Genomic DNA, 12720 nt, shown 5'->3' with positions numbered 1-12720 from the left:
CGGGGATTGGCACTGACGAGAGGGGTCTCGGTGGCTGAAGATCAGAGTTCCGGAGAGAGCGGCGAGCGAGCGGTCGGTCGCCGAAGCACCGGAGTCGACCGCGGCGAGCTTCCACCGCAAGGTGGGGCGCACTCCGCGGGCAGCCTTCCCGAAAGCCTGAACATCCGCGTCGACCTGCCGCCGAGGCCGTTCCACGAGGCGCCAGCCGACGAAGCGGCCGTCGCGATCGACGACGTGTCGATCAACCCCGGCGCGGTCGTCGAGGGTGCGCCGACGACGCACTCGATCGACGTCATCGCGACCGGCGGCAGCTACCGCGGTGCGGTGCGTCGCGACGACTCGCCCTACGGCGCGCTCCTCGCCTCCGACGCGACCCGGCGCACGAACACGGGGCCGACCGATGTCGCGAGCGTCGCCGTCGCCGTCGCCGAAGCGACCGACGCCGAGACATCCGTCTCAGAAGTCCCCGAACCGAGCGAGTCGCTCACCGCCGACCGGCTCATCGACGTCACACGAGCGACCAGGCCGGCGCCGCAGGGCGGCTTCAACCGATTCCTGTACGAGGCCACCTTCCACGTCGTGAACCGCGGCGACTCGCCGAAGGTGCTCGCGCACCGCGCCATGAACGAGCGCATCGGCAAGCGGTTCGAGGGCGGGGCCCGATTCGTGCCCGTGCTCACGCGCAAGGGCGGCGTCGGCAAGACGACCATCACGACGCTCCTCGGGATGGCCCTCGCCGACGCGCGCGACGACCGCATCATCGCGATCGACGCGAACCCCGACCGCGGCACGCTCGCCGAACGCATCGATCGGCAGACGCGCGAGACCGTGCGCGACGTCGCCCACAAGGCGTCGTCCATCGGCGGCTACACCGACTTCTCGACCTACGTCTCGCGCGATGAGACCCGACTCGACATCCTCGCCTCCGACACCGACCCGAACCTCTCCGAGGCGTTCGGCGACGACGACTACAACATCGTCGCGGGTCTCGCGGCTCGGTACTACTCGATCGTCCTCACCGATTGCGGCACGGGCATCGTGCATTCGGTCATGCGCGCGACGCTCCAGCGGGCCGACTCGATCGTCGTCGTGTCGGGCGGCAGCGTCGATGAGGCTCGCCTCGCCTCTGAAACGCTCACCTGGCTCGAAGCCAACGGGTACGGCGAACTCGTCCGCAATGCCGTCGTCGCCATCAACCTCGCGACGCAGGGTACGCACCTCGTGAAGGTCGACGAGATCGAAGCGCACTTCGCGTCGCGCGTGCGAGAGATCGTGCGGATTCCGTACGACCCGCAGCTCGCGGCGGGTTCGGTCGTGCATTGGGCTACGCTTCGTGAGGTGACCCGCGATGCGGCCCGCGACCTCGCGGCCCTCGTGGTCGAAGGCCTGCCCGCCGAACGCGGGCACTGAACTCGGAGCATCCTTGCCGGAACGACCCATCCGCCTCTTCGGCGATCCAGTCCTCAAAACCGTGTCCGCCCCGTCGGGGAGATCGACGACGGCGTCCGCGCGCTCGTCGAAGACCTCGTCGAGAGCGTCAAACTGCCCGGACGCGCCGGCGTCGCCGCGCCGCAGATCGGCGTCAACCTCCGCGCGTTCAGCTACAACGTCGACGGTGAGATCGGGTACATCCTGAATCCCGAGATCGTCGAGTTGAGCGGCGAGGTGACGAAGATCGACGAGGGATGCCTCTCGGTGCCGGGTCTCTGGCACAAGACACCGCGGTACGCGTTCGCGCGCGTGCGCGGAATCGACCTCGACGGCAACGAAATCGAACTCTCGGGCACCGGGCTCATGGCGCAGGCGCTGCAACACGAGGTCGACCACCTCGAAGGGCTCGTCTACCTCGACCGGCTCGAGACGGACGACCGACGGGTCGCGATGCGCCAAGTGCGCGAGTCCGACTGGTTCTGACGCCGACTCCTCGGCGACGACGCGAAAGGGGCCCGCGGCTGATGCCGCGGGCCCCTTCGTCATTCGCGCTCGCGCGCCCCGATCAGTGGACGATCGAGTGCCCCTCGGTCGCGGGAGCGCCCGAGTACATCTCCTCGATGTGGCTCGAGAAGTCTTCGAGGATCACGTTGCGCTTGATGCTGAGCTTCGGCGTGAGGTGGCCGCTCGCTTCGGTCAGTTCGAGCGGGAGGATCGTGAACTTGCGGATCGACTCGGCGCGCGAGACGTGCTCGTTCGCGGCGTCGATCGCACGCTGCACCTCGGCGAGCACGGCGGGGTGCTTCGCGGCCTCTTCGAGCGCGAGGCCGGCGTCTTCGCCGTTGTTGTTGAGCCAAACCGGAAGCATCTCGGTGTCGAGCGTGACGAGCGCCGAGATGAACGGCTTCTTGTCGCCCACGACGACGACCTGGCCGACGAGCGGGTTCGCCCGGATGGGGTCTTCGAGCGCGGCAGGAGCGACGTTCTTGCCGCCCGCCGTGACGATGATCTCCTTCTTGCGGCCCGTGATCGTGAGGAAGCCGTCTTCATCGAACGAGCCGAGGTCGCCCGTCTTGAACCAGCCGTCTTCGAACGCCGCGGCGGTCGCCTCGGGGTTCTTCCAGTACTCCTTGAAGACGTCGATGCCCTTGACCTGGATCTCGCCGTCTTCGGCGAGGCGGATCGAGACGCCGGGAAGCGCGGGGCCGACGGTGCCGATCTTCGACTTCTTCGGGAGGTTCACGGTCGCGGGGGCCGTCGTCTCGGTGAGACCGTAGCCCTCGAGGATCGCGATGCCGAGCGCGTGGTAGAAGTGTCCGAGACGGGTGCCGAGCGGCGCCGAGCCCGAGACCGCATACTTGACCTTGCCGCCCATCGCCTCACGGAGCTTCTTGAACACGAGGGCGTCGAACAGGCGGAACTTGAGCTTGAGCCCGAGCGGGACGTGTCCGCTCTCGAGGGCCTGCGAGTACTCGACGGCCGTGTCGGCCGCCTTGCGGAAGATCTTGCCCTTGCCGCCGGCCTCGGCCTTCTGCTCGGACACGTTGTAGACCTTCTCGAACACGCGGGGAACCGCGAGGAGGAAGGTCGGCTTGAAGCTCGCCATCGACGGCAGCAGGAACTTCGTATCGGCCTGGTGGCCGACGCGCACGCCGCCCGACACGCACAGCACCGAGATGTAGCGGGCGAACACATGCGCGGTCGTGATGAAGAGGAGCGTCGATGCGCCGTCGACGTCGGCGACGACCTCGTCGAGGGCGATCTGCGAGTTGCGCGCGAGTTCGACGAAGTTCGAGTGCGTGAGGACGCAGCCCTTGGGCTTGCCGGTCGAACCGGACGTGTAGATGAGCGTCGCGATGTCGTCGGCGTCGGCGAGGTTGCGACGGCGCTCGATCTCTTCGTCGGGGACGTCGACGCCGCCGGCGACGAGCTTGTCGAGATCGCCGAGGTCGATCTGCCAGGTGTTGCGGATGAGGGGGAGGTCGGGGTGGACCTCGTCGAAACGCGCGAAGTGGTCGGCGGTCTCGAGGATCGCGGCGATGGCGCCCGAGTCTGCGAGGTTCCAGCGCACCTGCGCGGGGGAGCTCGTCTCGTATACCGGCACGAGCACGGCGCCCGCGAACCACGTGGCGAAGTCGATGAGCGTCCACTCGTAGCGCGTCTTGCACATGAGGCCGATCTTGTCGCCGGGCTCGATGCCGGCCGCGACGAGGCCCTTCGCGAGCGCGATGACCTGGTCGTAGAACTCGCGGGTCGTCACCGGCGACCAGCCGCCGTCGGCGGTCGGGAGGGAGAAGAGCACGGAGTCGGGCGTCGCCTTCAGGCGATCGACGAGCAGATCGGTCGTGTTCGCCGTCGGGTCGGCGGCGACGAGCGCAGGGGTTGAGAATTCGATCACGGTAGCTCCTTCGGCACCGGGTGGGTCGTGCGGGGATTCGGGCCCGCGCCGACCTCGGCATTGGGTTGACTACACTCTAGTTCGTCGTTCCGCACGCGCGATTCGCCGCCGATATATCGGTTCGATACCACTCGAAGCACACCCCGGCACACTCGGAAGGCGGTCATCGTGGCGAACGCGATCGGCATCGACATCGGCGGGACGAAGATCGCGGGCGCGGTCGTCGACGATCTCGGCGTCATCGTCCGAAGCGAGCGCGTCCCGACGCCGAAAGATCCGCTCGAGCTCGAAGACGCCGTCGTGGCGATGATCGGCTCGTTCCGCGCTGCCGAGGCCGCGGGCGCGACGCTGGCGGTCGGCGTGGCGGCAGCCGGGTTCATCGACGCCGCCCAGTCGACCGTCTATTACGCGCCGAACATCGCGTGGCGCAACGAGCCGTTCCGGGAGAAGCTCGAGGCCCGCACGGGCGGGACGGTCGTCGTCGACAACGACGCGAACGCCGCCGGGTGGGCCGAGTTCCGCTTCGGCGCCGGACGCCTCGTGAGCGACATGGTCATGCTCACGATCGGCACGGGGGTCGGGGGCGCGATCGTCTCGGGCGATCGTCTGTTCCGCGGCGGGTTCGGGGCGGGCGCCGAACTCGGCCACCTCCGGGTCGTCCCCGGCGGCATCGCATGCGGCTGTGGGCAGCACGGATGCATCGAGCAGTACGGTTCGGGTCGCGCACTCCTGCGCATGGCGAACGAGATCGCCGATGCCGGCGGGATCGGACAGACCCTCGCGCGCGTCCGCAAGGAGCGCGGGCGACTGCACGGCAGCGACGTCGGTGCGCTCATCCAGGACGGCGACCCGGGAGCGCTCGCGGCGCTCCGGCAACTCGGGCACTGGCTCGGCGAGGCCTCCGCGAGTCTCGCCGCCGTGCTCGACCCTCAGCGGTTCGTCTTCGGCGGCGGTGTCGCGTCGGCCGGCGAGCTCCTCCTCGAGCCGATCCGCGAATCGTTCTTCGATCATCTGCCGGCGCGCGGCTTCCACCCCGAGCCCGATTTCGTCATCGCCGAACTCGTGAACGACGCGGGCGTCGTCGGCGCCGCCGACCTCGCACGGGTGTGGGTGGCCGAGCACTCCTGACCGCGCGTGCAGGGTAGGCTGGTGCGGTTCGATCGGGAGGAGCCCGGGTGTTCTACTGGGTGATGAAGCACATCGTCGTCGGCCCGTTGCTGCTTTCGATCTTCCGGCCGTGGATCGTCGGACTCGACCGCATCCCGAAAGACGGCCCGGTGATCCTGGCCTCGAACCATCTCTCGTTCATCGATTCGATCTTCCTGCCGCTCGTCGTCGATCGTCAGGTCGTCTTCCTCGCGAAGAGCGAGTACTTCACGGGCAAGGGGCTCAAGGGCTGGGCGACGCGCCGGTTCTTCCAGGCGGCGGGCCAGCTGCCGATCGACCGTTCGGGCGGCAAAGCTTCCGAGGCCTCCCTGAACACGGGTCTCCGCGTGCTCGGCGAGGGGCGGATCCTCGGCATCTATCCCGAGGGCACACGCAGCCCCGACGGTCACCTCTATCGGGGTCGCACTGGGGTCGCCCGCATGGTGCTCGAGTCGGGGGCGCCGGTCATCCCCGTCGCGATGATCGGGACCGAGGCGGTCATGCCGATCGGCACGAGGCTGCCGAAGATCCGCCGGATCGGCATCGTCATCGGCGAGCCGCTCGACTTCAGCCGGTTCGAAGGCCTCGAGGGGGATCGGTTCGTGCTCCGCAGCGTGACCGATGAACTCGTCCACGAATTGCGTCTCCTCAGCAACCAGACCTACGTCGACGTGTACGCGAGCTCGGTCAAAGAGCAGCGCGCGGCCCAGTCCGCCTGACTCCGGTAGGCTCGTTCGAGCGGTCGACGCCGACGCGTCGTCGCATCCTCCCCTCAATCCGCGCCGCGCGCGCCGAACATCCAGGACGCACCAGTGACCCAGCTCGTCGAGCCCATCGTCAACGCCGATCCCTCCGTGATCGCGGGCCTCGACTATTGGCGCACGCTTCCGATCAAGCAGCAGCCGCAGTGGCCCGACGCCGAGGCGGCACGCGCAGCCTCCGCAGAACTCGCGACGATGCCGCCGCTCGTCTTCGCGGGCGAGGTCGACATGCTGCGCGACCGCCTTGCGGCGGCCGCGCGCGGTGAGGCGTTCCTCCTGCAGGGCGGCGACTGCGCCGAGACGTTCGCCGGTGCGACGGCAGACCAGATCCGCAACCGCGTGAAGACCGTGCTGCAGATGGCCGTCGTGCTGACCTACGGCGCGTCGATGCCTGTCGTGAAGATGGGCCGGATGGCGGGCCAGTTCGCGAAGCCCCGGTCGAGCGACACCGAGACGCGCGGCGACGTGACGCTGCCGGCGTACCGCGGCGACATCGTGAACGGCTACGACTTCACCGAGCAGACTCGCGCGGCCGACCCTCGTCGTCTCGTGCAGGGGTACCACACGGCGGCCTCGACGCTGAACCTCATCCGCGCCTTCACGCAGGGCGGCTTCGCCGACCTCCGTCAGGTGCACCAGTGGAACAAGGGCTTCGCCGCCAACCCCGCGAACCAGCGCTACGAGAAGCTCGCCCGCGAGATCGACCGGGCCGTGCGCTTCATGGACGCCTGCGGGGCGAACTTCGATGAGCTCAAGCGCACCGAGTTCTACACGGGTCACGAGGGTCTGCTCATGGACTACGAGCGGCCGATGACGCGCATCGACTCGCGCACGGGCACGCCGTACAACACGTCGGCGCACTTCCTCTGGATCGGCGAGCGCACGCGCGAACTCGACGGCGCGCACGTCGACTTCCTCTCGCGGGTCCGCAACCCCATCGGCGTGAAGCTCGGCCCCACGACGACACCCGAGGTCATGCTCGAACTCGTCGAGAAGCTCGACCCGCACCGCGAACCGGGCCGCCTCACGTTCATCACGCGCATGGGCACGGGCAAGATCCGCGACGCACTGCCCCCGCTGCTCGAGGCGATCAAGGCGAGCGACGCCAACCCGCTGTGGGTCACCGACCCCATGCACGGCAACGGCATCACGACGCCCACCGGCTACAAGACGCGTCGCTTCGACGACGTCGTCGACGAGGTCAAGGGCTTCTTCGAAGCGCACCGCGACGCGGGCACGCACCCGGGCGGCATCCACGTCGAGCTCACGGGCGACGACGTCACCGAGTGCCTCGGCGGATCCGAGCACATCGACGAGGCGACCCTTGCGACGCGCTACGAGTCGCTGTGCGACCCGCGCCTCAACCACATGCAGTCGCTCGAGCTCGCGTTCCTCGTCGCAGAGGAGCTCGCGGCGCGCTGAGTCGCCGCGCGCGTACGAACGAGAGCGGCGCGAGGCATCCATGACGGATGTCTCGCGCCGCTCTCGTTTCCGGCGCACGCCCGCGGCGGAGGCCGGATGCCTCGTGCCCGCCCCGCTCGCGCGTCAGAGCGTGAGCGTGCCGACGAGTCGCACTTCGCTGCCGCGCAACGCTTGGGTGGCGCCTGCGGGCTCTTGCGAGGTGACGGTGACGAAGCCGATGAACGGCGCCGGGAAGCTGTGGGAGACCTTGAATCCGGCAGCCTCGAGCGTCTCGATGGCGTCGCCGAGCTTCATGTCGACGACGTTCGGAACGTCGACGAGGTCTTGCCCCTTCGAGAAGACGACGTCGATCGAGTCGCCGGGGCGCACAGGGTCGGTCGTCGGCGTGGCACTCAGGACGTGGTCGGCGGCGACCGCGCCGGAGTTGTCGAACTGGGCATCGAGTTCGTGGAGCTTCAGGTGGACCGCTTCGACGGCGGCGGTGGCATCGGTCCGTGAGAGGCCGGCGAGATCGGGAACCGGCCCGGCGGACACCACGAGCGAGAGCGGGGAATCCTCGGCGAGCTGTGCGGGCGCAGGGGCGCCGTCGGCGCCGAGCACGGCGATGACCGATCCGGCGGCGATGCTCGCCGAGAACTGCACGTCGCTCTCGTCGGCGACCGCGAAGTCGGCGAGGTTGTCGCGTGCGGCGTCTTCCGGAGTGCCGACGACCTGCGGGAGGTCGAGGATGCGTGGACCGAGCGAGACCAGCAGCCGGACGTCGGCCCCGCGGCGCGCGAGCGACCCGGACTCGGGGTCGGTGCCGACGACCTGGCCGGCGGGGACCTCGAGGTCGTTGACCTCGTCGGGCACGACGACGAAACCCGCGTCTTCGAGCACGTCGGTCGCGACGTCGGGCACGAGCATACGGGTGTCGGGCACGGCGACCATCGCGCCGGGGCCTGCGCCGAAGTACCATCCGGCGCCCCCGCGACGCCCGCGAGGAGCAGCACGAGGGCGAACAGCCAGTAACCGCGTCGCTTCCGGCGGGCGGCGCTCGAGGTGAGGGCGGCTGCGTCCTCACCGGGCTCGGAGTCGTCTGCGAGCGCGGTCGCGACGGGTGCCACGGCGATGCCTGCGGACGGCGCTGTGAGCGGGTCGAGCACGGTCGTCGCCGCGGTCGGCGGAAACGCGGTCTCGCCGAGGACGAGCGTCGCCTGGGTCGGGGCGGCGTTCCGATCGCCGCGCACCGCGGGCTCGATCTCGCGCAGGCGTTCGAGCATCGCGCGGGCGTCTGCGGGACGCTCGTCGGGGTCGCGGGCCGTCGCCCACAGCACGAGCTCGTCGAGCTCGGCGGGAACCTGCGGATTCTTGGAGCTCGGCGTCGGCACGCTGTCGTTCGCGTGCTGGTACGCGATCTGCATGGGGGCTTCGCCGACGTACGGCTGTTCGCCCGCGAGCATCTCGTACATCATGATGCCGACGGCGTAGATGTCGCTGCGGGCGTCGGCGACGCCGCGAGTGACGAGTTCGGGGGAGAGGTAGGCGATCGTGCCGAGGAGCGCCTGCCCGGTCGCGGTGTTCGCGCTCGCGGCGCGCGCGAGCCCGAAGTCGCCGAGCTTGATGCGCCCGTCGTCGGCGAGGAGCACGTTCTCGGGCTTGAGGTCGCGGTGCACGATGCCGGCCTTGTGCGCGGCTGCGAGACCCGCGAGCACGGCGTCCATGATGTCGACGGTCTGCTCGGGCGTGAGCTTCTTGTAGTCCTTCAGGAGGTCGCGGAGCGTGATGCCCGGCAAGTACTCCATGACGAGGTAGGCCATGTCGGCGTCTTGGCCCTGGTCGAAGACGTTGACGACATTCGGGTGCGCGAGCCGTGCGGCGCTGCGAGCCTCTTGCACGAAGCGCGTCTTGAAGGTGTTGTCGTCGGCGAGGTGGCCGTGCATGATCTTGATCGCGACGCGGCGTTCGAGCCGGAGATCGGTCGCGAGGTACACGGTCGCCATGCCGCCCCTGGCGATGCGCGAGCGCACCTGATACCGCCCGTCGATGAGACGGCCGATCATGGGGTCGGGCGGCGGTGTGGTCACCGTATGAGTGTACGAAGCAAGGCATGCCCGCCCTGGATAGACACCGAGCGTGTGGAGAATCGCAACGGCTTCGTGATGGTCGGATGACTCGGGTCATCCGAATTCCGCGAGCCACTCCCTCGCCTGGCGCTCCCACTTCGCGTAGTAGTCGGGGTGGGCGCTGATCTGGACCGACTGGGCCGCCTCGGTGACGCTCAGCGACTCCCAGCCCGGATAGTCGAGGAGCCCGCGCGTGTGCTCGTTGGGGTTCGCGGCGCCGCCGTAGAAGGCGGTCGCCGCGCGCACGGGGTCGAGGACTTCGTCGACCGTGCCCCAGCCTTGACTCGGGCGCTGTTGGAACACGCCGAGAGAGTCAGCGTCGCCGGAGTGGGCGTTCACGAGGCCCGATTCCTGGGCTGCGGCCGCGAGGGCCACGACGATGCCCTGGTCGGGGACGCCGAGCGAGCGTCCGACGTCGATGATGATGTGGAGGTTCGCGAGGCGCTCGTCGGTGAGGGGCAGCGAGACGGATGCCACGGGCTCGACCGGTGCCGGGGCCGGGGCGGCGTCGGGCGCGGGCAGCGGCACGGGTGCCGGTGCGGCGGACGGCGCCGCCGTCGGCAGCACGATCGACTGGCCGGGGAAGATGAGGCTGTCGCGGCTGAGGCCGTTCGCGCTCAGGAGGTCGTCGAGCCCGATGCCGTTCCGCTCGGCGATGCTCCACATGGTGTCGCCCCCGACCACGATGTGACGGGCGATCTCGGGCTCCACGGGCGGCGCAGCCGCCTCGTGCGGCACGGTCGGGGTCGAGAGGGCCAGCACCTGCCCGGGGAAGATGAGCGTCGACCAGCCGAGGCCGTTGAGTGCGAGCACCTCCGCGGTCGCGAGGCCGAACCGTTCGGCGATGCCGCTCACGGTGTCGCCCGCGACGACGGTGTACTCGCCCGGCACGACCGCAGCGGGCGCGGCCGCGCGCACCGCTCCCCGCTTCGCTGCAGGAAGGGCGCCCTTGGGCTTCGGCGCACGGTCGGCTCCTCGTGCGGCGGCGTCGGCGGGCTGGACGATGCCGAGCGTCACGGCGACGGTGCTCGCGATCGCGACGGGCACGGCGAGCACCCGTCGCAGCCCGCTTCGTCGCGCCGGCCGTCCGACCGTCTCTTCGTGCATCGTTCCCCCGATCGCCGCACTCGATCGGGGCCACCGTGACATACCGTCGTGGTCGAGTCAACGACCTCCGCGCGAGTCATCCGACACCGTTCGATGGCGATATCGCGGATGTCTCGGCAGGCCGGGTTCCGATCCGCGCGCGGATCGTGGCACTCTTGAGAGGTGACCGACGCCGCGCCGTTCTCCTGGCTGACCGTTCCCGACCTCGTCGACCTCACCGGGCAGACGCCCGGTCGCATCCGCAAGCTGATCGACGAGCGCTACCTCCTCGCCGCGCGCATCGACGGCGTGCTCAAGGTGCCGTCGGTGTTCCTCCGCGACGACGCACCGCTGCCCGAGCTGCACGGCACGGCAGTCCTTCTCCACGACGTGGGCTTCGACGATGCCGAGGCGCTCGACTGGCTCATCAGCGAAGAGGAGAGCCTCGGGACGACGCCCATCGCCGCGCTCCTCGCGGGCCGCAAGGCCGAGGTGCGGCGGGTGGCGCAGGCGCTCCTCTAGCAAGCGCGCGCTCAGGTGAGCGCGTACGCTCAGCTCGTCCGCTTGGCGACCGCCGTCGCGAGCGTGCCGAGTTCGGCCTTCGCGCCGCCGTCGATCGGGGCGTCCGCGAGGGCGCCCTGCGCGCGCGCGACCTGGTCGGCGATGAGGCGTTCGACCTCGTCGACGGCGCCGCAGCCCTCGATCGTGCGCTGGAGCATCCCGATCTGGGTGGGCTCGAGCATCGGGTCGCCGAGGAGTTCGTCGAGGAGCTGCCGCTGGCCGGCCGAGAGCCGCTCGCGCGCGATCGCGATGAGCATCGTTCGCTTGCCCTCGCGCAGGTCGTCGCCCGCGGGCTTGCCGGTCACCTGAGGATCGCCGAAGACGCCGAGGAGGTCGTCGCGCAGTTGGTAGGCGACGCCGAGCGGCAGCCCGTACTCGCGCAGCGACTGCAGCTGGAACGGTGTCGCGCCGGCGATCTGCGCGCCGATCGCGAGCGGTGCCTCGACCGAGTACTTCGCCGACTTGTAGACGATGACCCGCTGCGCGGCCGTGCGGTGCTCGGCGTCGGGGCGCGTGTGCCAGGCCTGCTCTTCGAGGATGTCGAGGTACTGCCCGGCCGTCACCTCGGTGCGCATGCGCATGAACTCGGCCCGTGCGGCGCGTGCGGCGGCTCGGTCGATCAGGAGGTCGAGTCCTTCATCGAGGAGTTCGTCGCTCCAGCCGAGCAGGAGATCGCCGAGCAGGATCGCGGCAGCTTCGCCGAAGCGCGCCGGGTCGCCCGACCAGCCCGAGTCGTCATGCAGCGACTCGAAGAGCCGGTGCGCCGCGGGCGCGCCGCGGCGGGTGTCGGAGTGGTCGATGAGGTCGTCGTGCACGAGCGCTGCGGCGTGGAAGAGTTCGAGCGCCGATGCGGCCGCGATGACGGCCGAGTGATCGCCCGACCCGCCTGAGATCGCCTGCCAGCCCGAGTGGCAGAACCTCGCCCGGAAGCGCTTGCCCCGCTGAGAAAGCGCTTCGAGAAATCGTCGAGCGGGGCGAGGTCGGAGCTGATCGAGCGCAGAATGGTGGAACGGTCGGCGAGGAAGATCTCGATCCGGTCTTGGACGAGGTCGACGAGCCGGGTACGGTGAGGCACGCGCCTAGCCTAGCGAGGCGGCGCGGCGCTAGAATGATCGGACGATGCGTCGATCCCGAGCCTGAGGGGAATGAGATGCCGCTTTCGGAGCAGGAGCAACGTCTTCTCGACGAGATGGAGCGCAATCTCTATCGCAACGACGCCGATTTCGTGGCGGCCGTCGGGGGGCGCGGCCGACCGAACTATCGGTCCATCGTGCTGGGCGTGCTGCTCGCGGTCGCCGGCATCGCCGGACTCATCGCGGGCGTCGCCCTGCAGATCCTCGTCATCGGGGTGCTCGGCTTCGCGCTCATGTTCGTGGGCGTGCTCATCGCCATCACGCCCGCCAAGGGCAGCGCCCCGCGTCGACCGTCGTCGCCTTCGGGCAAGGCCGCCCGCAAGCCGAACGCCGGCTTCATGGACCGCTTGAACGAGCGCTGGGATCGTCGACAGGACGGCGAGCAGTAGCGCCTCCACTTTCCTCCAACTGAGACGGGTCGATCGGAAGATCGGCCCGTTTTCGCGTGTCGAGGGCCCTTGCGCGGGGTGATATTCGAGGCATCCGGATGTCGCGGGGTGCGCTTTCCTCCACAGACTGCGTCCTCGCGGCCGTCTCGTGCCGGTTCCCTCCACCTTCATCCACTGCCGGACATGCCCGGTTTCCCGCGGATTTCCGGACCTCTGAAGAAGGTTCCGCGACGCGGCATCCACAAAACGGACCCTTTTCGTTGAAAGAGTGGATGGATGTGGAGTAAA

Annotated in this window: 9 protein-coding genes and 2 pseudogenes; 7 read left to right on the top strand and 4 right to left on the bottom strand. The window is 69.4% G+C overall.

Annotation, left to right across the window (positions count from 1 at the left end; genetic code table 11):
- Window positions 1-30: 30 nt before the first annotated feature.
- Together ET445_RS13495 and def are read left to right on the top strand one after the other, a co-directional pair.
- Complete coding sequence (locus ET445_RS13495; RefSeq protein ID WP_129191738.1) at window positions 31-1410, top strand: MinD/ParA family ATP-binding protein; 1380 nt, start codon at window positions 31-33, stop codon at window positions 1408-1410.
- A gap of 13 nt (window positions 1411-1423) precedes the next feature.
- Window positions 1424-1914, top strand: a pseudogene (gene def, locus ET445_RS13490) (peptide deformylase).
- Window positions 1915-1996: 82 nt separating this feature from the next.
- Here the strand turns inward: def and ET445_RS13485 are convergent.
- Window positions 1997-3829 (bottom strand): AMP-dependent synthetase/ligase, encoded by a 1833-nt coding sequence (locus tag ET445_RS13485; protein WP_129191737.1) that lies wholly within the window; start codon window positions 3827-3829, stop codon window positions 1997-1999.
- 168 nt (window positions 3830-3997) lie between these two features.
- On the opposite strand from ET445_RS13485, the gene ET445_RS13480 reads away from it, so the two are divergent.
- From ET445_RS13480 to ET445_RS13470, 3 genes are all read left to right on the top strand, one after another.
- The gene (locus tag ET445_RS13480; RefSeq protein WP_129191736.1) at window positions 3998-4957 is read left to right on the top strand and encodes an ROK family glucokinase; all 960 of its coding nucleotides are present in this window, start codon (window positions 3998-4000) and stop codon (window positions 4955-4957) included.
- 47 nt (window positions 4958-5004) lie between these two features.
- Entirely contained in the window at window positions 5005-5694 is a 690-nt protein-coding gene (locus ET445_RS13475) for a lysophospholipid acyltransferase family protein (RefSeq protein WP_129191735.1), read from the top strand.
- A 135-nt stretch (window positions 5695-5829) separates the two neighbouring features.
- Entirely contained in the window at window positions 5830-7158 is a 1329-nt protein-coding gene (locus ET445_RS13470; protein WP_129192568.1) for a class II 3-deoxy-7-phosphoheptulonate synthase, read from the top strand.
- Between the two features lie 123 nt (window positions 7159-7281).
- On the opposite strand, the pseudogene pknB reads toward ET445_RS13470, so the two are convergent.
- Window positions 7282-9200, bottom strand: a pseudogene (pknB, locus tag ET445_RS18680) (Stk1 family PASTA domain-containing Ser/Thr kinase).
- A 117-nt stretch (window positions 9201-9317) separates the two neighbouring features.
- On the bottom strand, window positions 9318-10370 hold the full coding sequence (locus ET445_RS13460; RefSeq protein ID WP_129191734.1) for a lytic transglycosylase: 1053 nt from the start codon (window positions 10368-10370) through the stop codon (window positions 9318-9320).
- A 162-nt stretch (window positions 10371-10532) separates the two neighbouring features.
- Here ET445_RS13460 and ET445_RS13455 point away from each other — a divergent pair, with 162 nt between their 5' ends.
- Window positions 10533-10871: an Rv2175c family DNA-binding protein gene (locus tag ET445_RS13455; protein ID WP_129191733.1), complete on the top strand. Its 339-nt coding sequence runs from the start codon at window positions 10533-10535 to the stop codon at window positions 10869-10871.
- A gap of 29 nt (window positions 10872-10900) precedes the next feature.
- Here ET445_RS13455 and ET445_RS13450 read toward each other — a convergent pair whose 3' ends face one another.
- Entirely contained in the window at window positions 10901-11803 is a 903-nt protein-coding gene (locus tag ET445_RS13450) for a polyprenyl synthetase family protein (protein WP_341769753.1), read from the bottom strand.
- A 257-nt stretch (window positions 11804-12060) separates the two neighbouring features.
- Between ET445_RS13450 and ET445_RS13445 the strand changes: the two genes are divergently transcribed.
- Window positions 12061-12432 (top strand): DUF3040 domain-containing protein, encoded by a 372-nt coding sequence (locus ET445_RS13445; protein ID WP_129191732.1) that lies wholly within the window; start codon window positions 12061-12063, stop codon window positions 12430-12432.
- Window positions 12433-12720 lie beyond the last annotated feature (288 nt).

Origin of the sequence: Agromyces protaetiae (genome assembly GCF_004135405.1) — a bacterium.
In the GTDB taxonomy this organism is placed as follows: Bacteria; Actinomycetota; Actinomycetes; order Actinomycetales; family Microbacteriaceae; genus Agromyces; species Agromyces protaetiae.
This window is presented reverse-complemented; position numbering and strand designations above follow the sequence as displayed.